Here is a 25,361-nt window from a genome sequence, read left to right on the forward strand (position 1 = left end):
TTTCCCGTTTCCCGTTTCCCGTTTCCCGTTTCCCGTTTCCCGTTTCCCGTTTTAGTTCGGCCAAGTATCCGGTACAACAAACCAAAATTGACCGCTCTTTGTTTGAGCGTGAACAAACCTATCTGATGGCTTATCGATAGGCTCTAAAAACTCCTCATTGCCGATTGCCCACAGTGGTTTGGAAAGAGCATATAAAGGTTCTTTGATCTCTTCCCATTGGCTTTGATAACACCAATTGCCGGATATTTGGCTTTGGTTTAGTTCGTAACCTAAACAGGTTGTGGGGGTTGGTTCGGCCGCGAAAGGATTTACATAGAGGCGACCTTGCATCAGCAAGTGTTCACTCGGTGTGGTGTCTAACGGTAACTGTTGGTGGAACTCTTCTCTCTGGCTCATTTTTAGTTGGTGAGTGAGCATACGATCGAGTTTCTTATGCAGTTGGTCGTGTGCATTCGGGCCATACCAAATGCCTTCATGCAGTAAGTAGAATTTAATGGCGACTTCCCAATGCTCGTGTTGGTTTGTTTCCTGATTTTCGAGGATCAAATCGACGGCGCCAATTGTGCGCCCAGTAGTGTCATTAAGTTGGATTTCTTCGGCAATCAGTTCATATCGTGAAGAGCAAGTCAGCAACTTGGTACAAAGGTGTTGATAGAGGAATCCGAGTCGAGGGTTGCCATCATAATTTTCGTTGTCCGATAGAGGTAAGGTCGGAATATCTTCAACAGTGACGAAAGGTTCCTTAAGTTTGAAAAGAGGTGGGGTGTTAGCAATCCAATGATGGAAACGTTGTAGTGAATTCATCCATTATCCTTGTTGTCACGGGCAAAGCCTTTCTATTGTATCGAAATTTATTCTGGTTGGGGATGCCACAACTAGCATCCTGATCGCGGTTCGATATACACTTTGTTCAAGCCACAAGTATTGGAAGTAACAATGAATAATTTACAGCTGGAAAAGATCCTTAACGAGAAATTATCGCCGCAACTTATTAAAGACTACGCACCGAATGGAATGCAAGTTGAAGGCAAATCAGAAATCAAACGCATCGTGACAGGCGTAACGGCCTCACAAGCATTGATCGATAAAGCGATCGAGTTAGAGGCTGATGCATTGCTTGTTCACCACGGCTATTTTTGGAAAGGTGAACCAGAGCCAATTCGTGGTATGAAAGGAAAGCGTATCCGCAGTTTGATCAAAAGTGACATCAACCTTTACGGCTACCATCTGCCGCTAGATATTCACCCAGAACTAGGCAATAACGCGGAGCTTGCACGCTTGCTAGACATTGAAGTGGAAGGTGGCTTAGAAGGACACCCTCAATCTGTCGCTCTGTTTGGCCGCTTGAAACAAGCAATGACTGGCGCTGACTTCGCAAACAAAATCAATCACGTATTAAACCGTGAACCTTTGCATATCGCGCCTGACAATGCAGAAAAAATGATTGAGACAGTTGGTTGGTGTACCGGCGGTGGTCAAGACTTCATTGAGCTTGCTGCTCAGCATGGATTAGATGCGTTTATTTCGGGCGAGATCTCAGAACGTACGACTTACACGGCTCGTGAATTGGATATCCATTACTTCTCTGCAGGTCATCACGCAACCGAACGTTACGGCATTAAAGCGTTGGGTGAATGGTTGGCACAAGAGCACGGTTTAGACGTTACGTTTATTGATATTGATAACCCAGTATAGAAGGGACGGGCTTTGTCCTCTGAGATGCGAAAGTGTTACGCAATTATCTCTCGCATCTCGAGGCGAAGCGCTCTATAGAGCGCAGCTCGTTCTCATCTCTTCAAAATAGAAAGGGTTGACGCTTTCACGTCAACCCTCATATTTATTCGATTCTCGATTCTCGATTCTCGATTCTCGATTCTCGATTCTCGATTCTAACGCTTACTCGCGCTCATGCAGTGGAGAAAACTCACGTTGAGTTTCACCAGTGTATAGCTGGCGAGGACGACCGATTCGGTTTAGTGGATCGCTGTGCATTTCGTTCCAGTGAGCAATCCAACCGATAGTACGAGAAATCGCGAAGATTACCGTAAACATCGATACAGGAATACCGATTGCTTTTAGGATGATGCCTGAGTAGAAGTCTACGTTCGGGTATAGCTTCTTAGACACGAAGTATTCGTCAGAAAGCGCAATACGCTCAAGTTCCATCGCTACGTCTAGTAGTGGATCTTTGATGTTTAGCTCTTTTAGAACTTCATGACATGTTTCACGCATTACCGTTGCACGTGGGTCGTAGTTTTTGTAAACGCGGTGACCGAAGCCCATTAGACGGAATGGGTCATCTTTGTCTTTTGCACGTTCTACGTACTCAGGAATGTTGTCTACGCTGCCGATCTCTTCAAGCATCTTCAGACATGCTTCGTTTGCACCACCGTGTGCAGGACCCCATAGAGAAGCAATACCTGCGGCAATACATGCGAATGGGTTCGCACCAGAAGAACCAGATAGACGAACCGTCGACGTTGATGCGTTTTGTTCGTGATCTGCGTGAAGCGTGAAGATCTTATCCATCGCACGCGCAACAACAGGATTTACTTCGTATTCTTCACATGGGTTTGCGTACATCATGTGTAGGAAGTTTTCTGCGTAGCTTAGGTCGTTACGAGGGTAGATAAATGGCTGACCGATTGAGTATTTGTAACACATCGCCGCCAAAGTAGGCATTTTCGATAGTAGACGGTACGCCGCGATTTCACGGTGTTCGTCGTTGTTGATATCTAGTGAATCGTGGTAGAAGGCCGCTAGTGCACCAACTACACCACACATTACTGCCATTGGGTGAGCGTCGCGTCGGAAGCCGTGGAAGAAGCTTGCGATTTGCTCGTGCACCATAGTATGGCGAGTAACCGTTGTTTTGAATTGCTCGTATTGCTCACGGGTAGGGGCTTCACCATAAAGCAGGATGTAACATACTTCCAAGTAATCTGCGTTATTGGCTAATTGATCAATCGGGTAACCGCGGTGCAAAAGAATACCTTTGCCGCCATCGATGTACGTGATTGATGATTCACAAGATGCAGTGGCAAGAAAACCTGGGTCAAAAGTAAAGTAACCATTGGCTCCCAGTTTACGAACATCAATCACAGGTGTACCTAGCGTACCGTCCATAATTGGCAGTTCGATTGGCGCATGACCTTCGATGTGAAGGGTAGCTTTCTTATCCGCCATAACAATCTCCTTTGTTTATTATTTAATCCGTCCAGGATGTTTATGTGCCATTTTTGTACTGTTGTTAAAGCTTAAAGTCAATTTTTCTCCATTTTTGTGTGCACTTGTTATGATTTTTCTCATGAAAATCGTTAAAAATCTGTTCTATGTAGCATAATTTGTTACATCAATTGTATTAGAATGTTGCTGGCCGTATATTGGCACAGAAAATTTTAGTTAAATCCTTATAAATTCGGGGCTAGAAACAAAAGTGAGGTTTGTTTGTGGACTCCGTTTGTTAACAAAGTATTTACAATTATCTCCGAGCTTATTGCGAGTATTTGTTAATCAAATGTTAACTTTTGTACGTTTGGAAGCTGAAATTGGTTATAACAATAAATGCTCAATGGAGCTGAGTGAGCAAGCCCGTGAAAGAAAGAAAGTCAAGACCTGTTAATTTAGATTTACAGACCATCCGCTTTCCCATCACAGCAATCGCGTCAATCCTGCACCGTGTGTCGGGTGTGATTACGTTTGTTGCGGTGGGTATATTACTTTGGTTACTGTCCATTTCTCTGTCATCCCCGATGGGTTTTATGGAAGCCGCTGACATCGTCGATAGCTTCTTCGTGAAATTCATTCTGTGGGGCATTCTAACTGCACTTGCCTACCACATTGCTGGTGGTGTTCGTCACTTACTGATGGACCTAGGCCACTTTGAAGAACTAGATTCAGGCGCAATGAGCGCTAAAGTCGCGTTTGGTGCTACTGCAGTGTTATCACTATTGGCGGGGATCTTGGTATGGTAAAACACGTTTCTTCATTCGGTCGTAATGGTGTTCACGATTTCTTATTGATTCGTGCGTCCGCCATCATTATGACTCTATACACGATTTATCTGGTGAGCTTTTGTGCTTTCTCAGACATCTCTTACGCATCTTGGACCCAGTTCTTTGGTGGCACGTTCACTAAAGTCTTCACCATGTTGGCACTTGTTTCTATTTTGATTCACGCGTGGATCGGCTTATGGCAAGTTTTAACGGATTACATTAAGTGCGCGAAACTTCGTGGTGCACTTCAACTTGGTGTTATTGCCGTGCTATTCGGCTATGTCTTCTCTGGTCTATTTATTTTGTGGGGTGCGTAAGTGTCTATTCCAGTTCGTGAGTTTGACGCCGTAGTAATCGGCGCTGGTGGTGCGGGCATGCGCGCTGCACTACAAATTTCGGAGCAAGGCCTTTCTTGTGCGTTGCTATCTAAAGTTTTCCCAACACGTTCACACACTGTTTCTGCTCAAGGTGGTATTACGGTTGCGCTAGGTAACGCACACGAAGACCATTGGGAACAGCACATGTACGATACGGTTAAAGGTTCTGACTATATCGGTGACCAAGACGCAATCGAGTACATGTGTAAGAACGGTCCTGAATCTGTTATCGAGCTAGAGAAAATGGGTCTTCCTTTCTCTCGTTTTGATAACGGCACTATTTACCAACGCCCGTTTGGTGGCCAGTCAAAGAACTTTGGTGGTGAGCAAGCGGCACGTACCGCGGCTGCGGCTGACCGTACTGGTCACGCGCTTCTACACACGCTTTACCAACAAAACATCAAGCACAAAACAACGGTATTCTCTGAGTGGTATGCTCTTGATATCGTTAAAAATGAAGATGGTGTTGTTCTAGGCTGTACTGCGCTATGCATGGAAACGGGTGAAGTGTGCTACTTCAAATCGAAAGCAACTATCTTAGCAACTGGTGGTGCAGGTCGTATCTACGCATCAACAACTAATGCGCACATCAATACTGGTGATGGTGTTGGTATGGCACTTCGTGCGGGTGTTCCGATGCAAGATATGGAAATGTGGCAGTTCCACCCAACGGGTATCGCTGGCGCAGGTGTGCTTGTAACCGAAGGTTGTCGTGGTGAAGGTGGTTACCTTCTAAACAAAGATGGTGAACGCTTCATGGAGCGCTACGCACCAAACGCGAAAGACCTTGCTGGTCGTGACGTCGTTGCTCGTTCAATGATGATTGAAATCCGTGAAGGCCGCGGCTGTGATGGTCCTTGGGGTCCACACATTAAACTGAAACTTGATCACCTAGGTAAAGATACTCTGGAGTCTCGTCTACCGGGCGTTTGTGAGTTGTCTCGTACATTTGCGCACGTTGATCCGGTCAAAGAGCCAATCCCTGTAATTCCTACGTGTCACTATATGATGGGTGGTATCCCTACTCAGGTATCAGGCCAAGCGATTCGCCAAGATGAGAATGGCGCTGACGTTGAAGTTCAAGGTCTATTTGCTTGTGGTGAGATTGCTTCTGTATCGGTACACGGTGCAAACCGTCTAGGTGGTAACTCACTACTTGACCTTGTGGTATTTGGTCGTGCGACGGGCCTTCATCTGGGTGAAACACTGCTTAAACAAGCTGACGCGAAACCTGCGACAGAAGCTGATATTGAACGTTCACTAGAGCGTTACAACCGTTGGGAAAATAGCACTGACGGTGAAGATCCAGCGCAAATTCGTAAAGACCTACAACAGTGTATGCAAAACAACTTCTCGGTATTCCGTGAAGGTGATGCAATGGCAAAAGGTCTGGTAGAGCTGAAAGCTATCCGTGAACGTCTGAAAAACGCTCACCTTGCTGATAAGTCGACTGAGTTCAACACACAACGCATTGAGTGTCTTGAACTAGAAAACTTGATGGAAACTGCTTATGCAACGGCGGTTGCGGCTAACTACCGTACAGAAAGCCGTGGTGCGCATGCTCGCTTTGACTTCCCTGACCGTGATGATGAGCAGTGGCTATGTCACTCTATCTACAACCCGGAAACGGAAGCAATGACGAAACGTGGTGTAAACATGGAGCCAATCCATCGTGAAGCATTTCCGCCAAAAGCACGTACGTACTAAGGAAAGGAGGGCAATATTATGAAACTGAATTTCTCTTTGTACCGCTACAACCCGGATGTCGACCAAAAGCCATACATGAAAGACTACACGCTTGAGGTGGAAGAAGGATCAGACATGATGCTTCTGGATGCATTGATCCTTTTGAAGGAGCAAGACCCTAGCATTGCATTCCGTCGTTCATGCCGCGAAGGGGTATGCGGCTCTGACGGCCTAAACATGAATGGCAAGAATGGTCTAGCGTGTATTACACCGCTATCTGCACTGCAAGGTGACAAGATTGTCATTCGACCTTTACCGGGCCTACCAGTAGTGCGTGATCTTATCGTTGACATGACACAGTTCTACGATAACTATGCGAAAGTTAAGCCTTTCTTGATTGATGATGGTGCTCTACCTCCATCTCGCGAGAACTTACAAACGCCTGATGAGCGTGCGCATTTAGATGGATTGTACGAATGTATTATGTGTGCATGTTGTACAACTTCTTGTCCATCATTCTGGTGGAACCCAGATAAATTTATCGGCCCTGCTGGTCTTCTAGCAGCTTACCGTTGGCTAATTGATAGCCGAGATACGGCAACTGATGAACGTTTGTCCGATCTTGATGATGCATTTAGCGTTTTTCGTTGCCATGGCATCATGAATTGTGTAAGTGTTTGTCCTAAGGGGCTAAATCCAACGAAAGCCATCGGTCACATCAAGTCGATGCTAGTCAATCGTTCGATTTAATTAGCAACAAAAATTGCCGACCCAAATGGGTCGGCTCTTAATAGCTCGGCGCAGACCGAAGCAAACGTGAAAACTACTGGTTAAGGGAAAATATGCACAACGGCGTGATGAAGGCATGGCTCGAGTCTTCACACTTGGCTGGCGCCAATGCAACGTATGTAGAGGACCTCTACGAACTGTATCTAAGTGACCCCGATCTGGTAAGTGAGGAGTGGAAACGCGTATTTGATGAGCTGCCTAAAAGCTCAGAAGAAGTGGCTGAACAGCCGCATTCGCGTGTCCGTGACTACTTCCGACGACTCGCTCAAGAAACAAAGCATTACAGTGTCCAAGTTAGTGATCCAGATGTCGACGCTAAGCAAGTAAAAGTTCTCCAGCTTATCAACGCATACCGCTTCCGCGGTCATGAAGCTGCAGAGCTCGATCCTCTAGGTCTATGGCAACGCCCACCTGTGGCGGAGCTAGACCCTGCATTCCACAATCTCACCGAAGATGACTTCGCAGAAACTTTCAACGTAGGTTCTTTTGCCATTGGCCAAGAGACGATGCAGTTGAAAGACATCTACTCGGCACTAAAGAAAACCTACTGTGGTTCTATTGGTGCAGAATACATGCACATGACAGATACAGAGCAAAAGCGTTGGATCCAGCAACGTTTAGAGTCTGTGGTTGGTCAGCCATCTTTCGATAAAGACGAAAAACGTACATTCCTTGAGGAGCTTACGGCTGCTGAAGGTCTCGAGCGTTACTTGGGTGCTAAGTTCCCAGGAGCAAAACGTTTCTCGTTAGAAGGTGGTGATGCACTGATTCCGATGACAAAAGAACTGATTCGTCATGCTGGTACCAGCGGCATGCGTGAAGTGGTTATCGGTATGGCTCACCGTGGACGTTTGAACATGTTGGTCAACGTTCTTGGTAAGAAGCCTCAAGATTTGTTTGATGAGTTTGCGGGTAAACACGACGAAACATGGGGTACTGGTGATGTTAAGTACCACCAAGGTTTCTCGGCAGACTTTGCAACGCCTGGTGGTGATGTTCACCTAGCGCTCGCATTTAACCCATCTCACCTTGAGATTGTAAACCCAGTAGTTATCGGTTCAGTTCGTGCACGTCAAGATCGCCTTGGTGACTTTGATGGCAGCCGCGTACTACCAATCACTATTCACGGTGATTCTGCGATTGCGGGTCAGGGTGTTGTGGCTGAGACGTTCAACATGTCTCTTGCTCGTGGTTTCTGCGTCGGTGGTACAGTGCGTATTGTTGTGAACAACCAAGTTGGTTTCACAACCTCTAACCCTCGTGATACGCGTTCTACCATGTACTGTACTGATATCGCTAAGATGGTACAGGCTCCGATTTTCCACGTTAACGCTGACGATCCAGAAGCGGTTGCTTTCGTAACGCGTATTGCATTGGATTACCGTAACGAGTTCAAACGTGATGTTGTGATTGATTTGGTGTGTTACCGCCGTCATGGTCACAACGAAGCGGATGAGCCGAATGCAACTCAGCCGTTGATGTACCAAAAAATCAAGAAACACCCAACGCCTCGTAAGCTGTACGCTGATGTGTTGATTGATAAAAACGAATCAGACATCGAAGTGGCAACTCAGCTTGTGAATGAGTACCGCGACGCACTTGATAAAGGTGAAGTTGTGGTGAAAGAGTGGCGTCCAATGGCACTTCACTCTGTTGACTGGTCTCCGTACTTAGGTCACGACTGGGATGTTGAGTGGGACAACAAATTTGATTCAACCCGCTTGAAAGAGCTTGGTCAACGCCTAATTCAATACCCAGATAGCCATAAGCTACAAAGCCGTGTAAACAAGCTTTACAACGATCGTGCTGCAATGATCAGTGGTGAGAAGCCATTAGATTGGGGTATGGCAGAGACACTTGCGTACGCGACCCTAGTTGACGATGGCAAGCGTATTCGTATCTCTGGTCAGGACTCAGGTCGTGGTACTTTCTTCCACCGCCACTCTGTTCTGCATAACCAAAATGATGCGAGTACTTACATCCCACTAGCGAATATTCATGACAAACAAGGGCCATTCCAAGTCTTTGACTCTGTGTTGTCAGAAGAAGCGGTATTGGCGTTTGAGTACGGTTATGCAACGGCAGAACCAAGCGGCTTGACTATTTGGGAAGCACAGTTTGGTGACTTCGCAAACGGCGCGCAAGTTGTGATTGACCAATTTATCTCGTCAGGTGAGCAAAAGTGGGCTCGTCTGTGTGGCCTAACTATGCTGTTGCCACACGGTTATGAAGGTCAAGGTCCAGAGCACTCATCAGCGCGTCTAGAGCGTTACCTACAATTGTGTGCAGAACAAAACATGCAAGTTGTAGTGCCATCTACACCTGCGCAGGTTTACCACATGATCCGTCGTCAGGTGGTGCGTCCTATGCGTCGTCCACTGATTGTTATGTCACCTAAGTCGCTACTGCGTCATCCACTTTGTACGTCTTCATTAGAAGATCTTTCTGAAGGCACATTCCAGCCTGCGATCCCAGAGATTGATAATCTGGAGTCAAGCAAAGTGAAACGTGTTGTGTTCTGTTCAGGTAAGGTTTATTTCGACCTTCTAGAACAGCGTCGCAATAACGAACAAGATGATGTTGCTATTGTGCGTATCGAGCAACTGTACCCATTCCCTCTGGATGAAGTACAAGCGGCGATTGCGCAATACACGAATGTTGAAGATTTCGTTTGGTGTCAGGAAGAGCCTCAAAACCAGGGTGCTTGGTACTGTAGCCAACACAACTTCCGTGCTGCTATTCCAGCAGGTGCAGATCTTAAATACGCAGGTCGCCCAGCTTCTGCTTCGCCAGCAGTAGGCTACATGTCGGTGCACTTGAAACAACAAAAAGCGTTGGTTGAAGACGCTCTGAACGTGAACTCAAAAACTTCGCATTAAGAACTAGAAGTTAAAGGAAGAAACAGATATGACAATTGAAATTCTGGTTCCAGATTTACCTGAATCAGTTGCTGACGCAACCGTAGCGACATGGCACAAACAACCAGGCGACGTAGTCGAGCGTGATGAAGTTCTGGTTGATATCGAAACCGATAAAGTAGTGCTTGAAGTTCCAGCTCCGGAAGCCGGCGTATTAGAAGCCATTATTGAAGAAGAAGGTGCAACAGTACTTTCTAAGCAGTTGATCGCGAAGCTTAAGCCTGGTGCTGTAGCGGGCGAACCAACAACAGATTCAACAGAAGATAAAGAAGCGTCTCCTGATAAGCGTCATAAAGCTGCGCTGACAGAAGAAAGCAATGATGCGCTAAGTCCAGCGGTTCGTCGTCTTCTAGCTGAACACGGCCTAGAAGCAAGCCAAGTGAAAGGCTCTGGTGTTGGCGGTCGTATTACTCGCGAAGATATCGAAGCTCACCTTGCAAACGCAAAAGCTGCGCCAAAAGCAGAAGCTCCAGCAGCAGTTGAAGCACCTGCAGCCGCACGCAGCCAAAAACGTGTTCCTATGACGCGTCTACGTAAGACGGTAGCAAACCGTCTTCTAGAAGCGAAGAACAATACGGCAATGCTAACTACGTTTAACGAAGTGAACATGAAGCCAATCATGGATCTTCGTAAGCAGTACAAAGACCAGTTCGAAGAGCGTCACGGTATTCGTCTAGGCTTCATGTCTTTCTACGTGAAAGCTGTAACAGAAGCACTAAAACGTTACCCAGAAGTGAATGCATCTATCGATGGTGATGACATTGTTTACCACAACTACTTCGATATCAGCATGGCGGTTTCTACGCCACGTGGTCTAGTGACACCAGTACTTAAAGACTGTGACACACTAGGTTTTGCAGATGTTGAAAAGGGCATTAAAGAGTTAGCAATTAAAGGTCGTGATGGCAAGCTAACCGTTGATGAACTAATGGGTGGCAACTTCACTATCACTAACGGTGGTGTATTTGGTTCACTGATGTCTACTCCAATTATCAACCCACCACAATCAGCAATCTTGGGTATGCATAAAATCCAAGAGCGCCCAATGGCGGTTGATGGCAAAGTAGAAATCTTGCCAATGATGTACCTAGCACTATCTTACGACCACCGTTTGATCGATGGCCGTGAGTCAGTGGGCTTCCTAGTAACGATTAAAGAGCTACTTGAAGACCCAGCGCGTCTGCTATTAGACGTTTAATATCGCTAAAACGTCGAGTTGTCCCTGATAGCTCGACGTCTACAGCATCCAAGGCTAGACTGGCTCAGCGTCTGGCCTTCACTTGAACTGCCCCCGATATATCTATAAGCAGTTGATTTGAGAAGACCCTACAGACGTACCGCATCAAGCGGCGTTATGGAAATAATAAATCCCTTAAGGGATAAACAAACGGAATATCAAAATGAATTTGCATGAATACCAAGCCAAACAGCTGTTTGCAGAATTCGGTTTGCCTGTACCGGAAGGCTACGCATGTGATACGCCACAAGAAGCTTTTGAAGCTGCGGGTCGCATCACTACTGAAAAGAAAGTTGTAAAGTGTCAGGTTCACGCTGGTGGCCGCGGTAAAGCGGGCGGTGTTGAACTACACGATACAAAAGATGGCGTAAAAGAATTCGCACAAAAATGGCTAGGTAAGAACTTGGTTACTTACCAAACAGACGCAAATGGTCAGCCTGTTACTAAAATCCTTGTAGAAGAAGCGTCTAACATCGCTAACGAACTTTACCTTGGTGCGGTTGTAGACCGTGCGACTCGTAAGATCGTTTTCATGGCTTCTACTGAAGGTGGTGTGGAAATCGAAAAAGTTGCGGAAGAAACGCCGGAGCTAATCCACAAAGCGGCAATCGATCCACTAGTAGGCCCTCAAGCTTACCAAGGTCGCGAGCTAGCGTTCAAACTTGGTCTTGAAGGTGACCAAATCAAACAATTCGTTAAGATCTTTATGGGTCTTGGCACGATGTTCTCTCAGTACGACCTAGCGCTACTAGAGATCAACCCATTGGTTATTACTGGTGAAGGCAACCTGCTATGTCTTGACGGTAAGATCAACATCGACTCAAACGCGCTATACCGTCAGCCTAAGCTTCGTGAAATGCACGATCCTTCACAAGAAGATGAGCGTGAAGCGCACGCAGCTCAGTGGGAACTGAACTACGTAGCACTAGACGGTAACGTTGGCTGTATGGTTAACGGCGCGGGTCTAGCAATGGGTACAATGGACATTGTAAACCTACACGGCGGCAAGCCTGCGAATTTCCTAGACGTAGGTGGCGGCGCGACAAAAGAGCGTGTAGCAGAAGCATTCAAGATCATCCTATCTGATGACAACGTGAAAGCCGTTCTAGTAAACATCTTCGGCGGTATCGTTCGTTGTGACATGATCGCAGAAGGCATCATCGGTGCAGTGAAAGAAGTTGGTGTAACGGTACCTGTTGTTGTTCGTCTAGAAGGTACTAACGCTGACCTAGGTCGCGAAGTTCTTGCTAATTCTGATGTTGATATCATTGCTGCTGAGTCGCTAACAGATGCTGCTCAGAAAGTTGTTGCTGCTGCGGAGGCTAAATAATGTCTGTACTAATTAACAAAGACACTAAAGTAATCTGTCAGGGCTTCACTGGTGGTCAAGGTACTTTCCACTCAGAGCAGGCAATTGCTTACGGTACACAAATGGTTGGTGGTGTATCTCCAGGTAAAGGTGGTCAAACTCACCTTGGTCTTCCTGTATTCAACACGGTACGTGAAGCAGTAGAAGTAACTGGCGCAACAGCAACAGTTATCTACGTTCCAGCACCATTCTGTAAAGATGCAATCCTAGAAGCGATCGACGCAGGCATCGAGCTAATCGTAACGATCACTGAAGGCATCCCAACAACAGATATGATCGACGTTAAAGTGAAGCTAGAAGAAACTGGCGTTCGCATGATCGGTCCTAACTGTCCGGGTGTTATCACGCCTGATGAGTGTAAGATCGGTATCATGCCTGGTCACATCCACAAGAAAGGTAAAGTGGGTATCGTGTCTCGCTCAGGTACTCTAACGTACGAAGCGGTTAAGCAAACAACGGATGAAGGCTTCGGTCAATCAACGTGTGTTGGTATCGGTGGTGACCCAATCCCAGGTTCAAACTTCATCGACATCCTGAAGCTTTTCCAAGAAGACCCTGAAACAGAAGCAATCGTAATGATTGGTGAAATCGGTGGTACTGCGGAAGAAGAAGCGGCGGCTTACATCAAAGAAAACGTAACTAAGCCAGTGGTTTCTTACATTGCTGGTGTTACCGCTCCTCCAGGTAAACGTATGGGTCACGCAGGTGCTATCATCTCAGGTGGTAAAGGTACTGCAGAAGACAAATTCGCAGCACTAGAAGCGGCTGGCGTTAAGACTGTGAAATCTCTAGCTGAGATTGGTAAAGGTCTACGTGAAGTGACAGGTTGGTAATCAACCAAACCATTGTATAAGCATTAAAAAGCCTGCGATTTCGCAGGCTTTTCTTTTTCTGTTTCACAATGGTTTGTGTTTAATCTTTAACGCGATTTAGCGATTTAGCGATTTAGTTATTCCGTTACTAGGCTTTGCGTTTAATCAGCTGGCTAAGCATAAATAGGAATGTCGCGCTAATCACAACTGAAGGGCCTGCTGGTGTATCGAAATGCCAAGACAGGCTTAGGCCCATCAGCACCGCGATAGAGCCAATAATTGAGGCAAACAAGGCCATTTGTTCTGGTGAAGACGACACTTTACGTGCAGTTGCGGCTGGGATAATCAATAGAGAAGTCATGATCAGCGCACCCACAAACTTCATCCCGACAGCGATAACGACACCGACCATGAGCATTAGCACTAAGCGCACTAAATCGGTATTCACGCCCTCAACGGCAGCTAGCTCCTCACTTACAGTGCTTGATAAAAGCGGTCGCCAGAATGCATACAGACAAGCACTGACACCGATCACTCCAGCGTAGATGAACATTAAATCCTGTGGTGAAACTGCAAGCAAATCACCAAACAGGTAGCTCATCAAATCCACGCGAACGTTCTCTAGGAAGCTGACCGACACCAAGCCAATCGATAAGGCGCTGTGTGCCAGAATACCTAGCAGCGTATCGGTAGCGACAAGCTGTTGTTTTTGCAAAGTAACCAGCAGTACAGCAAGTGCTAAGCAACAAACCAACAATGCTAGGTAAAGGTTTATGTTGAGCAAGAAGCCTAGTGCCAAGCCCATTAAAGAGGCATGGGCGAGCGTATCGCCAAAGTAGGCCATTTTTCGCCAAACCACGAAAGAGCCGAGTGGACCAGCAATGATTGCGATACCGATACCGGCTAAAATTGAAGGCAACAAAAACTCAATCATGATGATGGTGTCCGTGAGAGTGGTTAGAACATGATGTTGCATCACCCGTCACTGGAGTGCCTGCTAAATCGTGGTGATGATGGTCGTGGTCATGGTGATAGAATGCCAATGACTCACGAGTCGCATTGCCAAACAACGCGATATAAGACGGGTGCTGAGTAATGGTTGCCGGTGAGCCAGAGCAGCATACGTGATGATGCAAGCAGATCACATCATCGGTCTTAGCCATGACCAAATGCAGATCATGGGATACCATAAAAACGCCACAATCGAAGCGATGGCGAATGCTCTCGATCAGATCGTATAAATCGATTTGACCTTGAACATCAACACCTTGAGCTGGTTCATCAAGCACGAGCAATTCAGGACGTTGAAGTAGGGCGCGAGCAAGCAGCACACGTTGGTTTTCACCACCAGAAAGACGGTGCATGTTACTTTTGATGAGATGTTCAGCGCCGACAAGACGTAACGCGTCGAGGCATTCCTGCTTGCTATACTTGCCAGCAAGGTTTAGGAAACGAATGACATTCAATGGAAGAGAGTCGTTGAGTTTCAGCTTCTGGGGTACATAACCAATTTTCAGCTTACGTTGCTTGGTTAATTTACCACTGGTTGGTTTTTGGAGACCTAGAATGACTTTAACTAACGTCGATTTTCCCGCTCCGTTGGGACCAATTAGGGTAGTGATCTTGCCCTTTTCTAATTCCATTGTGACATTGTCGAGAACTCTGCGTTCGTCAAACTCGACGCACAGTTGCTCAAGACGGACTAGTGAAGACATGAATGAAACTCATTTGCAAATTGTTAATGTTATAATGTAACATTATCTCACTTTCCACGCTATACCCCAAGTAAAACTATGAAAAGAGCTATAATTCTTGCTGTTTCAGCAATGTTAACCTTACCTGCTCATGCGGTAACCGTGTTGACTAGTATTAAACCTATTCAAATGATCACAACCGAGCTGACGGAAGGCGTTACTGAGCCAGAAGTTCTGCTACAAAACAATGCTTCGCCACACGATTACGCTTTGCGCCCATCGGATGTGAAGAAGGTAGCTGCTGCCGACCTTGTTATTTGGTACGGCCATGATCTCGAACCTTTCCTAGAGAAAGTGGTGACGGATAAAGGTAACACGCTAACCGTTAGCGAAATTCCGGGCCTATCGTTACGTGCATTTAGTGGTGAGCATGACCACCATGATGGTCACGATCACGGCACACACGATCCACATTTCTGGTTGGGTGTTGAAACCGTAAAACAAGTTGCCAACGCTATCGCTCACAAACTTGCAGAAATCGATCCTACGAATGCAGACACTTACGCAGCAAACTTGAAGAAGTTTGAAGCGGAGTTAAAAGCTACGGATGCGGAGATTAAGCAACAACTGACACCAGTGCAAGACAAAGGTTATTTTGTTTTCCACGATGCTTACGGCTATTTTGAATCACGCTACAACCTAAATCAACTCGGGCACTTTACGGTTTCTCCAGATCGTAAACCGGGAGCAAAAACATTGATTCATATCCGTAAAACATTGGGCACGGGTGATGTCGCTTGTGTGTTCTCAGAACCACAATTCACCCCTGCTGTGGTTGAAAGTGTGATGCGTGGCAGCGATGTTAATGCTGGAGTTCTTGACCCATTGGGTAGCAGTGTTGATGTTAAATCAGGTAGTTACTTTGTATTCTTGAAAGGAATTTCAAACAGCCTTAGTCAGTGTTTGAGTGAAAAGTAACAATTGTGTTGTTGTTCTCTATACAGAACACGCGTTTAACGTGATCTGGCAGTAAGAATTACAAACCTTTGGCGCAGTGAGTCTTTTCTATCAATGGAATTGAGATATCATTATCAATAATTAGCGGCTCAAAATAACCATATACGCACTCAGCTATGGAAGGCATGAGTAAACCATGAGTCGCACGTATTGATACATGTAAGGATTTTATCTTGCTGCGCCAACTAGCCCTATTTTTTTGGGCTTTTATCCCCTCATTTCAAGCGTTTGCTTCAAGTGAAGCGAATGCGATCTTCTACCCTTTGCCAAATCAGGTTAAGGGTACTTTTATTGCAGCGAAAAAATTGTTTCCTGGCGAGCACGGTGGGCTTTGGATCCATGATGTTCATGGCCGAGTGCTGTTCTACAATGGGCAGACAACCTTGCCTAAATCAGGAAGTTTTCTGCAAACAAAAGCCGAGCAACTGGCCTACCATAAAGGCTCATTCTGGACGTTTGTCGAAAATGAAGTGTACCAAACTTACCCTAACCAAGAGCGTCGCTTGGTTTTTAGCCTCAATCCTGGCTCGCAGATTCGAAAGATTGGTTCATCGGGTAACTTTATTTGGGTGAGCGATGGTGCGCATTTCTATACCTACAATATTGAAACCAGCGAACTGAACTCTTTCTCTTTGCTTCAGCTCTATCAGCACAGCAACAACAGCTACGTTTATATTAATGACGCTATTTTTGTAGAAACGAAATGGGCATTAGCGACCACGTCAGGCGTTTATCTATCTGAGGGAAGTAAATTCAACCACGTGGTTTCTTCTGGTAAGCATTATATTGAAAAGGTGTATTACTCCCATACAAGGCGAGAGATTTTAGTTGGCACGCTCAAAGGGGCGCTGATCTTCAATATCTATGAACCAAATAAACCGGTTATAAGAATCGGTGCTTCGCATGTGCTGACTTTTGCGGAAACCAACCAAGAATACTGGGTAGGAACGGAGCAGGGGCTCTACTTGTATTCTTTCTTGAGTGGTGAGGTGACTCAAGTAACTCCAGCAAGCTTCCTTGAGTTGGAATTAGCGAGCACTAAAATCTACTCGTTATTGAACGACAATATGGGTGGTATGTGGATAGCAACCAACCAAGGTATTCGCTATTACTCATTATTCAGTAAAAAGTTTGAGCGGATCACCTTCAGTAGCTATGACCAACAAACACTGACCGGACGTATACGACAAACGTTAACAGGGCCGGATGGCGTATTATGGTTTGCTGACGACCACAAGCTGTACCGTTCAGGAAGTTCAGAGATTACTGAAGTCTTACATCTAACATCCCAGATAAATGAATTTGCTTTTCAAGGTGAAAAACTCTGGATAGCCACGTCTTCCGGTTTAGAGATTTACAACCTAAATAACTTACAGCGTGTGACGTTCCCATACCTTCGCGTCATTGCTGGAAGGGAAATTGATCATATCGTCTCTGATGGAACCGACCGACTTTGGGTTTCTAGCGGCTATCAACTATTTAATATCGATGCTGCGAATCAGCAGATGAGAAACTTTGGCAGCGATTGGTTAGTCAGTCAGTTTTTGCCTGCGAAAATCACCCGTTTATATGACAAAAAAGATTTGCTTTTGATTGGTACTGACCACGGCGTCTATGAATACGATGGTGAGCGAATTCGATTTAACCGCTTCTCAGAAAAGTACGGTGAGTCACTCGATATCATTACCGCGATTGATGGTTCTCATTGGTTTGCTTCTGCTTATGGTGTTTTCAAAACGGTACCGGGTAGCGATGCAAAAGAAGTGATGGAAATGAGCGTATCAAACTCTCGCCCGGCCTGTTTACTCAGTGACTCAGAAGGTGTGTGGCTTGCTTCATCAGTGGGGCTTAGCTATTACCATCTCTCAGGGCAGTTGATGAAGCATTATTCTTCAGCATCCGGCCTCATTAATAATGAATTTCTTCCGGGTGTTTGTAATGTTATTCGTCGCTCAGAAGATAGTGACCGCCAACTTATCTTTGGCTCTCAATATGGTTTAGTCAAAGCTGATTCGTCAAAGTTACTCGTATCCAACACGCCAGAATCCCAACTGATCGTTAGTCAAGTCATGCTAGAAAATGAGGTGGTTCAAGTTGGTAGTGCTGACCTAGAAAGTATGAAGCTACCTTATGGCTCTTCGTTAAGCTTTCTTTTTGGGGTGATGCCGAAACCAGATAACCAAAACCTCTATTATCGCTTGAACGAGAGCGACCAGTGGCAATCGCTTGAAGGTGGTCAATTAACACTAGAACACCTCAACTCAGGTGATTATCACTTGCAGGTGAGTAATGATTCGCAGCTCGCGTCTGGCTTAATCGGTTTGGAATCAAAATTCACGGTATTAAAACCTTGGTATTTGTCCAAGCTGGCGATCTCTGGATTTACTTTGGTTACCATCGCCATTATCGCTCTTTTGATGTATTGGCGCTCACGGTATGTGTTGCAAGCGAACCGTGACTTGGCAGCACAAGTGACGTTAAAAACCAACCAGCTTCGCCATCAAAGTCGAGTTTTATTGACCAGTAATCAGCAACTAAGAAAGCAGATTCAAGTGAGAAACTTGCTGGTGGACCATGTTGCACAGTCAATTAAGTCGAGCGTTGACTCGATAGCGCATAAGTTACCTGTTGATTTAGATTCAGTGACTCAAGATCATCTATCGAAAACGTATTGGCAGCTAAACGAACTAAAGAGCTCTCCGGGAGACACCAGTAACGGGAGTCAAAACTATAACCTGAGTCAGATAACGCAATCTGTTGTGGATGTTTGGCGTGAGGACTTTTCTAAAGCCGGTATCAGTGTTGAGCTGCAAGACAATCACAAAGCAAGCCGTATTTCATTAGAAAGCTTTAACCTTGATGTCATATTCAACAGTATTTTCGCCAATATCATCAAACGCTCTTTCCGAGGGCAGTCGGTTAAATTGGTATTGGACGAGGCTAATGACATCGTCTCATTGAGTTTTATTGACTACGGAACGCAATTACCAAGTAAAGCGGCAGTAATGCGCCCAACCAATGCCAGTAATGTAGATTTGAGTATGGATAACTTACCTCAACTCGTTGCCGCAAGTGGTGGGCATTTATCTATGTTTGCTTCTGATGCTCAAAATAAAATAGAGATTACTTGGCCATGTGCTCAAGAACCGAGCCATGTTGAAGAAGTACTGCCCGAGTTTACGGAGGTTGAACCACAGCAGCAAACTACCTCACCAGAGCAAGAGTGGTTGATGAAAGTTTACCAACTGGTTGCTGAGCATTATCACGATCCGGAGTTTGGTACGGCATCTGCTGCGAAGATGCTTTATATGTCTGAGCGAAGCCTACAACGGCGCTTTAAGTCGGCTTCGTCAAGAACGCTAAAAGACTACGTGACAGAAGTAAGATTAGAAACAGCCTGTGAACAGCTATTAGCAGGAGAGAAAATCAGTGAGGTCGCATTTAACTGTGGCTTTAATGACCCATCGTACTTTAGTCAGAAGTTTAAGTTGCACTTTGGCTTACCTCCATCCAAGTTTGCAATGACTCAAGATAGCCAGACGAGCATTTAGCTCTTAATTTGACATTAGCTAGCCCAGCCTTAGTGCTGGGCTTTTTTATGCCTGTGAAACGAACGGTGTTGTGCAGAACTTCATATAGATATTGGACAGAAGGGCATGCTCTCTAATTTGGCAGGATAAGGGATAAGGGATAAGGGATAAGGGATAAGGCGCACAAGCCATCTAATGAAGAACATGTGCAGTAAAACGGTTATGAAAGATGGTGACAGATAATAGAGATAATTGGGCTTTGTTTGAGAAGAAGGTTAAGAAATTATAGGGAGTTAATTGAGATGCGAATGAAGAAAGAGAAGAAAAAAATATCGTGGTATAGCCGGGGGGACTATACCACGGGTGTCAATGACACCTTCGCTTGCTGCCGGAGTGACATGTTGCCATGCCACCTCTGGAATTCTTTTGAGAGGCTGTTGTCTCTCGATGGGTTAACTATACGAGACCTTACTTATTTTTCTTATAAAAATAACGACAGCTTTATGTGAGAAAAGCGACAAGTTGTATTTTTATTTATAACTAACTGTATTTAATGTGATTTTTACTGTTGATGAGTTTAAATGTTACGTTTGTGTTAATCTCCATTTGGCTGAAAATATTCGATTTTGACGAAAATGACGTGAGATTAATTAACGGAGTTGACGTTTCATTTCGCCAAAAGCATTAATGAAATCTTTGATTTCACACAATGAATGAGAGGGTATAGAAGAGTAACATTAGCGCCCTATACTATTAATAATAATATTTATCATTTGCACTACTCTTAAGGGCCACTATGAAGCTATCAGAAATTAAACCTGGCGAAACAGTGACAATTCGGTTGTTAGAAGGACTTACGTCGGACGTCAGAAAAAAGCTAATGGTAATGGGATTACTTCCAAATACTGAGGTTAAAGTTATTCGACGTGCTCCAATGGGCGACCCACTGCAAGTTGAAGTTCGTGGTGTTTCTGTTGCATTGCGAGAGGCCATTGCGCAGAACATTGAAGTGGAGCGAGCATAATGCAATACCAAATTCTTACGGTCGGTAACCCAAACAGCGGTAAAACGACACTTTTTAATGGCCTTACTGGTGCAAAACAACAAGTCGGCAACTGGGCTGGTGTAACGGTTGAAAAGAAAACTGGCCAGTTCAAACACGCTGGCGATGAATTTCTGCTGACAGACCTTCCGGGTATCTACTCTCTAGATAGTGGTAATGACAGTAATAGTATCGATGAGTCTATCGCGTCTCGTGCGGTTCTGACGCACCCTGCTGATCTGATCATCAACGTAGTCGATGCAACAAGTCTTGAACGTAGCTTATATATGACACTGCAGCTGCGCGAGCTTGGTCGTCCTATGATTGTTGTATTAAACAAAATGGACGCACTTAAGCGTGAACGCCAAATCATCAACGTTGCAGAACTTGAAAAAACGTTGGGTTGCCCGGTAGTTAGCCTGTCAGCGACAAACAAAGCACAAGTAGCAGAATTTAAAGAGAAGTTGCACAAGTCTGTGGTTCAAGGTGTCGCGTTAAAAGAAGTCGCTTTGAATTACGGCGAACAAATGGAAGCGGCGATCGGCAAAGTTTCGGCTCTTTTCAATGATCAAACCGTTTCTCACCGAGCATTGGCGATTCGCGCACTAGAAAAAGATGCACTGGTTCTTAACAGCATGTCGGATGCAGACCGCAATAGTGTTGAAAATACGATTGCCGAGCTAGATCTTGATGTTGACCTGCATGTGGCTGACACCAAATACACACATCTTCATGAAGAGTGTAAGAAAGTACGCCGTAGCGAAGGCAAGCTAAGCCGCAGCGTGACTGAAAAGCTAGACCAATTCATTTTGAACAAGTGGGTGGGCATCCCATTCTTCTTTGTTGTGATGTACCTAATGTTCATGTTCTCTATCAACATTGGTAGTGCATTCATCGACTTCTTCGATATCGGTGTTGGTGCTCTGTTGGTTGATGGTGGTCACCACTTGTTAGACGGTCATTTACCTGTGTGGTTAGTGACGGTTCTTGCTGATGGTATCGGTGGTGGTATCCAGACGGTTGCAACCTTCATTCCGGTTATCGCGTGTTTGTACCTGTTCCTAGCGGTACTTGAGAGCTCAGGTTACATGGCTCGTGCAGCATTCGTACTAGATAAAGTGATGCAGAAGATCGGTCTACCGGGCAAAGCATTTGTACCGTTGGTTCTTGGTTTTGGCTGTAACGTTCCGTCAATCATGGCAACTCGTACTCTAGACCAAGAACGTGAGCGTAAACTGGCTGCATCTATGGCGCCATTTATGTCATGTGGTGCTCGTCTGCCTGTCTACGCACTATTCGCTGCGGCATTCTTCCCTGGTTCTGGTCAGAACATTGTATTCGCACTTTACCTACTTGGTATTGTGGCAGCGATCTTCACAGGTCTTTTCCTTAAGCACACGCTTTACCCAGGTAGCAGCGATAGCCTAGTGATGGAAATGCCTGATTACGAGCTTCCGACGCTACAAAACGTGGTGATCAAAACTTGGCAAAAGCTAAAGCGCTTTGTACTTGGTGCAGGTAAAACCATCGTTATCGTTGTTGCTATTCTGAGTTTCTTCAACTCATTGGGTACTGATGGCAGTTTTGGTAACGAAGACAGCGAAAACTCTGTGCTTTCTAAAGCGGCGCAAGTTGTGACTCCGGTATTCTCACCAATCGGTGTTCAAGAAGACAACTGGCCAGCGACGGTAGGTATCATTACTGGTATCTTCGCAAAAGAGGCGGTAGTTGGTACGCTGAACAGTCTATACACGACGCCAAGCGATGGTGAAGATGCAGAATTTGACCTAATGGGCAGCCTAGAAGAGGCAGTAATGAGTATCCCTGAAAACCTAGCCGGTTTGAGCTACTCAGATCCACTAGGTATTGAAGTGGGTGACTTAACTGACTCAAATGCGGTTGCAGAAGAACAGGAGGTCGATGCTTCTATCTTCGGTAACATTAAATCGCAGTTTGCTTCTGGCAATGCCGCATTTGCTTACCTAATCTTTATCCTACTGTACACTCCTTGTGTGGCGGCGATGGGTGCTTATGTACGTGAGTTTGGTCATAAGTTCGCACGCTTTATCGCGGTTTGGACAATGGGCTTGGCTTACCTATGTGCGACGTTCTACAACCAATTGACGCATTTCGCAGATAGCCCAGTGACAAGTGGCATTTGGATGGCAGTGATCGTAGCTATCTTCTTTGGCACATATCGTGTGTTCAAACGAGTTGGCAAGAAGCAAAACGGTGCATTAGAGGCGCAAGTAGCATGATTTTAAAAGAGCTTTATCAATACATTGCAGACAAAGGAACCGTCTCCCAGTCAGATCTGGCTAAGCAGTTTGGGATGAGTGAAGATGGTGCCGACGCGATGTTAAGCGTGTGGATTAAGAAGGGTAAAATTAGCCGCTTAGTCGACACAAATAAAGCTCATGACGTGACTCGAGTTCGCTACTCAGTGACTAAACAAGATGGTTTATCTCTGACAGTCACCATGTAGCGACTATCAAAATTAGTCATCTAAAAATTATCACGTTAAAACGAAAAAGCCGCATCATTACTGATGCGGCTTTTTTCAACTTATAAGCTCAGATTTTGCAAAGTTTCCCAGTTAAGTTTTTTGGAAAATAGAGCTCAGTGACAACACGTTTTTAATGCGACCAAGTAATTCGTTTTGCTCTTCTTCTGTACGGAATTCACCTTTGGTGTTACCCCAAACTGGTCCCGGCCATGCTACGTCATCTTTGAAGCGAGCAATATGGTGAATGTGCAGCTGCGGCACCATGTTACCTAGTGCACCGAGGTTTAACTTGTCTGGACGGAATGTTGCTTCCAGTGCTTGGCTTACTGCCTGAGACTCTAGTAAAAACTGTTGCTGTTCTTTCATTGGCAAGTGGTGAAGCTCTTTTAGGTTTGCACGTTTTGGTACCAAGATAACCCATGGCACGGCATTGTCTTTATGCAGAAGCGCCACACACAGTGGGAAGTGACCGATAACGGTAGTGTCTTTTGCCAATTGAGGGTGCAGTTCAAAGCTCATTATATTATCCGATTTGAATTGAATGACATCAGTATACGCCAGATAAAACAAAAGGTTGACGCTTTCACGCCAACCTTTCGAAATCATCTCGATTCTCGATTTGCTTACATACGCTCTAGAGTATCGATACCTAGTAGAGACAGACCCTGCTTGATGGTCTTCGCTGTTAGCGCTGCTAGTTTCAGACGGCTTTGTTTCACAGCTTCATCTTCAGCAACTAGGATAGGGCATGCTTCGTAGAAGCTAGAGAACTGACCTGCTAGTTCGAATAGGTAGCTACACATGATGTGTGGTTGACCTTCGCGAGCAACAGATTGAACCGCTTCTTCGAACTGCATAAGTTTTGCGATAAGCGCTTTTTCTTTCTCGTCAGTGATCTTAATTTCACCTTGTAGATCATCCATAGAAACGCCAGCTTTAGCGAATACAGATGCTACACGAGTGTAAGCGTATTGCATGTACGGTGCAGTGTTACCTTCGAACGCTAGCATGTTATCCCAATCGAACACGTAGTCCGTGGTACGGTGCTTAGAAAGGTCTGCGTATTTAACCGCTGCCATTGCAACTGTGTTTGCGATCGCTTTCTTCTCGTCTTCTGCTAGTTCTGGGTTCTTAGATTCGATCAGCTGTGCTGCACGAACTTCTGCTTCATCAAGAAGATCAGCAAGACGAACCGTACCGCCTGCACGAGTCTTGAATGGCTTACCGTCTTTACCTAGCATCATACCGAACGCGTGGTGCTCAAGAGATACTGACTCTGGCACGTAACCCGCTTTACGAACGATAGTCCAAGCTTGCATTAGGTGTTGGTGCTGACGAGAGTCGATGAAGTAAAGTACGCGGTCCGCGCCTAGTTCTTCGTAACGGTATTTCGCACATGCGATGTCCGTTGTTGTGTATAGGAAGCCGCCGTCGCGTTTCTGAACGATAACGCCCATCGCTTCGCCGTCTTTGTTCTTGAATTCTTCAAGGAACACAACTTGCGCGCCGTCATCTTCAACCGCAAGACCTTGTGCTTTAAGGTCTGCTACGATCTTAGGTAGCATGTCGTTGTACATGCTTTCGCCCATTACGTCATCACGAGATAGAGATACGTTTAGACGATCGTAGTTGCGTTGGTTTTGGATCATGGTTACGTCAACCAACTTCTTCCACATTTCTGCGCAGAACTCGTCGCCGCTTTGCAGTTTCACAACGTAGTTACGTGCTTTCACTGCGAATTCTTCGTCTTCGTCGTACAGTTTCTTAGACTCACGGTAGAAGCCTTCAAGGTCAGCCAGCTCCATAGAAACTTCGCCAGACTCTTGTTGTACACGCTCAAGGTTTGCGATAAGCATACCGAACTGAGTACCCCAGTCACCGATATGGTTCGCACGGATCACTTTGTGACCTAGGAACTCAAGAGTACGTACTACTGCATCACCGATGATGGTTGAACGTAGGTGACCAACGTGCATTTCTTTAGCAACGTTTGGTGCAGAGTAGTCAGCAACGATAGTTTGAGCTTCGTCTGCTGCAACGCCAAGACGTGAGTCAGCCAGTGCTGCTTCCGCTTGTTTTGCTAGGAACTCTTCGCTTAGGAAAATGTTGATGAAACCAGGACCTGCGATTTCTGTCTTGCTCGCAATACCATCTAGGTCTAGAACATCCAGTACTTTCTGTGCAAATTCTCGTGGGTTAGTACCCAATTTTTTAGCAACGCCCATTACGCCGTTTGCTTGGTAGTCACCAAATTGTGGCTTTGCTGATTGGCGTACTGCCGCAGGACTGCCTGCAGGTGCGCCAGCGGCTTCTAGAGCCTGAGATACTTTGTCATTAATAAGTGCTTGGATATTCACACGCGTTTCCTTCAATTCAAGGACGAAGAACT

General features: G+C 45.6%; 20 protein-coding genes. 14 read left to right on the forward strand and 6 right to left on the reverse strand.

The annotated features are described in order from the left end of the window. Positions 1-51: 51 nt before the first annotated feature. Positions 52-804 (reverse strand): DUF1853 family protein, encoded by a 753-nt coding sequence (locus KIT90_RS16700; RefSeq protein WP_285377643.1) that lies wholly within the window; start codon positions 802-804, stop codon positions 52-54. Positions 805-936: 132 nt separating this feature from the next. Between KIT90_RS16700 and KIT90_RS16705 the strand changes: the two genes are divergently transcribed. Continuing rightward, positions 937-1,695 carry a Nif3-like dinuclear metal center hexameric protein gene (locus KIT90_RS16705; protein WP_038893270.1) on the forward strand — a complete coding sequence of 253 codons (759 nt, stop codon included), beginning with the start codon at positions 937-939 and terminating at the stop codon, positions 1,693-1,695. Positions 1,696-1,896: 201 nt separating this feature from the next. On the opposite strand, the gene KIT90_RS16710 is transcribed toward KIT90_RS16705, so the two are convergent. Continuing rightward, the gene (locus tag KIT90_RS16710; protein ID WP_005436975.1) at positions 1,897-3,186 is read right to left on the reverse strand and encodes a citrate synthase; all 1,290 of its coding nucleotides are present in this window, start codon (positions 3,184-3,186) and stop codon (positions 1,897-1,899) included. Between the two features lie 395 nt (positions 3,187-3,581). Between KIT90_RS16710 and sdhC the strand changes: the two genes are divergently transcribed. The 8 genes from sdhC (at position 3,582) to sucD (ending at position 13,204) form a co-directional block, all read left to right on the forward strand. After that, positions 3,582-3,974, forward strand: coding sequence for a succinate dehydrogenase cytochrome b556 subunit (sdhC, locus tag KIT90_RS16715; RefSeq protein WP_005446421.1), 393 nt, complete (start codon positions 3,582-3,584; stop codon positions 3,972-3,974). Beyond that, complete coding sequence (gene sdhD / locus KIT90_RS16720; protein ID WP_005426689.1) at positions 3,968-4,312, forward strand: succinate dehydrogenase, hydrophobic membrane anchor protein; 345 nt, start codon at positions 3,968-3,970, stop codon at positions 4,310-4,312. Before sdhC ends, sdhD begins: the two co-directional genes overlap by 7 nt. Next, on the forward strand, positions 4,313-6,079 hold the full coding sequence (sdhA, locus tag KIT90_RS16725; RefSeq protein WP_005436979.1) for a succinate dehydrogenase flavoprotein subunit: 1,767 nt from the start codon (positions 4,313-4,315) through the stop codon (positions 6,077-6,079). An 18-nt stretch (positions 6,080-6,097) separates the two neighbouring features. Further along, positions 6,098-6,808 carry a succinate dehydrogenase iron-sulfur subunit gene (locus tag KIT90_RS16730; protein WP_005436982.1) on the forward strand — a complete coding sequence of 237 codons (711 nt, stop codon included), beginning with the start codon at positions 6,098-6,100 and terminating at the stop codon, positions 6,806-6,808. A gap of 92 nt (positions 6,809-6,900) precedes the next feature. Further along, entirely contained in the window at positions 6,901-9,726 is a 2,826-nt protein-coding gene (gene sucA / locus KIT90_RS16735; RefSeq protein ID WP_285377648.1) for a 2-oxoglutarate dehydrogenase E1 component, read from the forward strand. Positions 9,727-9,754: 28 nt separating this feature from the next. Next, positions 9,755-10,963: a 2-oxoglutarate dehydrogenase complex dihydrolipoyllysine-residue succinyltransferase gene (odhB, locus tag KIT90_RS16740; RefSeq protein WP_020196060.1), complete on the forward strand. Its 1,209-nt coding sequence runs from the start codon at positions 9,755-9,757 to the stop codon at positions 10,961-10,963. Between the two features lie 202 nt (positions 10,964-11,165). After that, positions 11,166-12,332: an ADP-forming succinate--CoA ligase subunit beta gene (sucC, locus tag KIT90_RS16745; RefSeq protein ID WP_005426700.1), complete on the forward strand. Its 1,167-nt coding sequence runs from the start codon at positions 11,166-11,168 to the stop codon at positions 12,330-12,332. Beyond that, a complete protein-coding gene (gene sucD / locus KIT90_RS16750) occupies positions 12,332-13,204 on the forward strand; it encodes a succinate--CoA ligase subunit alpha (RefSeq protein ID WP_005436989.1) in 873 nt (290 codons plus the stop codon). Before sucC ends, sucD begins: the two co-directional genes overlap by 1 nt. Positions 13,205-13,331: 127 nt before the next feature. On the opposite strand, the gene znuB is transcribed toward sucD, so the two are convergent. Together znuB and znuC are read right to left on the reverse strand one after the other, a co-directional pair. Then, positions 13,332-14,117: a zinc ABC transporter permease subunit ZnuB gene (gene znuB, locus KIT90_RS16755; RefSeq protein WP_005436990.1), complete on the reverse strand. Its 786-nt coding sequence runs from the start codon at positions 14,115-14,117 to the stop codon at positions 13,332-13,334. Then, on the reverse strand, positions 14,110-14,898 hold the full coding sequence (gene znuC, locus KIT90_RS16760; protein WP_285377650.1) for a zinc ABC transporter ATP-binding protein ZnuC: 789 nt from the start codon (positions 14,896-14,898) through the stop codon (positions 14,110-14,112). Before znuC ends, znuB begins: the two co-directional genes overlap by 8 nt. Positions 14,899-14,976: 78 nt before the next feature. On the opposite strand from znuC, the gene znuA reads away from it, so the two are divergent. The 5 genes from znuA to KIT90_RS16785 all read left to right on the forward strand — a co-directional run bounded on the left by znuA (position 14,977) and on the right by KIT90_RS16785 (position 22,951). Then, positions 14,977-15,855 (forward strand): zinc ABC transporter substrate-binding protein ZnuA, encoded by an 879-nt coding sequence (gene znuA, locus KIT90_RS16765; protein ID WP_285377652.1) that lies wholly within the window; start codon positions 14,977-14,979, stop codon positions 15,853-15,855. Positions 15,856-16,067: 212 nt separating this feature from the next. Next, positions 16,068-19,445: an AraC family transcriptional regulator gene (locus KIT90_RS16770; protein WP_285377654.1), complete on the forward strand. Its 3,378-nt coding sequence runs from the start codon at positions 16,068-16,070 to the stop codon at positions 19,443-19,445. Between the two features lie 775 nt (positions 19,446-20,220). Continuing rightward, a complete protein-coding gene (locus KIT90_RS16775; protein ID WP_033005426.1) occupies positions 20,221-20,448 on the forward strand; it encodes a FeoA family protein in 228 nt (75 codons plus the stop codon). Then, complete coding sequence (gene feoB, locus KIT90_RS16780) at positions 20,448-22,724, forward strand: Fe(2+) transporter permease subunit FeoB (RefSeq protein ID WP_039841465.1); 2,277 nt, start codon at positions 20,448-20,450, stop codon at positions 22,722-22,724. The genes KIT90_RS16775 and feoB overlap by 1 nt, the downstream gene beginning before the upstream one ends. Further along, positions 22,721-22,951: a FeoC-like transcriptional regulator gene (locus KIT90_RS16785; RefSeq protein WP_005426709.1), complete on the forward strand. Its 231-nt coding sequence runs from the start codon at positions 22,721-22,723 to the stop codon at positions 22,949-22,951. Before feoB ends, KIT90_RS16785 begins: the two co-directional genes overlap by 4 nt. Before the next feature lie 111 nt (positions 22,952-23,062). Here KIT90_RS16785 and KIT90_RS16790 read toward each other — a convergent pair whose 3' ends face one another. Together KIT90_RS16790 and argS are read right to left on the reverse strand one after the other, a co-directional pair. After that, the gene (locus KIT90_RS16790) at positions 23,063-23,491 is read right to left on the reverse strand and encodes an HIT domain-containing protein (protein WP_285377659.1); all 429 of its coding nucleotides are present in this window, start codon (positions 23,489-23,491) and stop codon (positions 23,063-23,065) included. A 104-nt stretch (positions 23,492-23,595) separates the two neighbouring features. Next, a complete protein-coding gene (gene argS, locus KIT90_RS16795; RefSeq protein WP_005446437.1) occupies positions 23,596-25,329 on the reverse strand; it encodes an arginine--tRNA ligase in 1,734 nt (577 codons plus the stop codon). Positions 25,330-25,361 lie beyond the last annotated feature (32 nt).

Source organism: Vibrio sp. B172a, from assembly GCF_030248355.1.
GTDB lineage: Bacteria > Pseudomonadota > Gammaproteobacteria > Enterobacterales > Vibrionaceae > Vibrio > Vibrio owensii.

Bases quoted from the DNA above. Each gene is read 5' to 3' on its own strand.
- feoB (WP_039841465.1), top strand. From the start codon at position 20,448: ATGCAATACCAAATTCTTACGGTCGGTAACCCAAACAGCGGTAAAACG.
- odhB (WP_020196060.1), top strand. From the start codon at position 9,755: ATGACAATTGAAATTCTGGTTCCAGATTTACCTGAATCAGTTGCTGAC.
- KIT90_RS16705 (WP_038893270.1), top strand. From the start codon at position 937: ATGAATAATTTACAGCTGGAAAAGATCCTTAACGAGAAATTATCGCCG.
- KIT90_RS16785 (WP_005426709.1), top strand. From the start codon at position 22,721: ATGATTTTAAAAGAGCTTTATCAATACATTGCAGACAAAGGAACCGTC.
- sdhD (WP_005426689.1), top strand. From the start codon at position 3,968: ATGGTAAAACACGTTTCTTCATTCGGTCGTAATGGTGTTCACGATTTC.
- znuA (WP_285377652.1), top strand. From the start codon at position 14,977: ATGAAAAGAGCTATAATTCTTGCTGTTTCAGCAATGTTAACCTTACCT.
- znuC (WP_285377650.1), bottom strand. From the start codon at position 14,898: ATGTCTTCACTAGTCCGTCTTGAGCAACTGTGCGTCGAGTTTGACGAA.
- sucD (WP_005436989.1), top strand. From the start codon at position 12,332: ATGTCTGTACTAATTAACAAAGACACTAAAGTAATCTGTCAGGGCTTC.
- KIT90_RS16700 (WP_285377643.1), bottom strand. From the start codon at position 804: ATGAATTCACTACAACGTTTCCATCATTGGATTGCTAACACCCCACCT.
- sucA (WP_285377648.1), top strand. From the start codon at position 6,901: ATGCACAACGGCGTGATGAAGGCATGGCTCGAGTCTTCACACTTGGCT.
- KIT90_RS16730 (WP_005436982.1), top strand. From the start codon at position 6,098: ATGAAACTGAATTTCTCTTTGTACCGCTACAACCCGGATGTCGACCAA.
- KIT90_RS16790 (WP_285377659.1), bottom strand. From the start codon at position 23,491: ATGAGCTTTGAACTGCACCCTCAATTGGCAAAAGACACTACCGTTATC.
- KIT90_RS16710 (WP_005436975.1), bottom strand. From the start codon at position 3,186: ATGGCGGATAAGAAAGCTACCCTTCACATCGAAGGTCATGCGCCAATC.
- sucC (WP_005426700.1), top strand. From the start codon at position 11,166: ATGAATTTGCATGAATACCAAGCCAAACAGCTGTTTGCAGAATTCGGT.
- KIT90_RS16775 (WP_033005426.1), top strand. From the start codon at position 20,221: ATGAAGCTATCAGAAATTAAACCTGGCGAAACAGTGACAATTCGGTTG.
- znuB (WP_005436990.1), bottom strand. From the start codon at position 14,117: ATGATTGAGTTTTTGTTGCCTTCAATTTTAGCCGGTATCGGTATCGCA.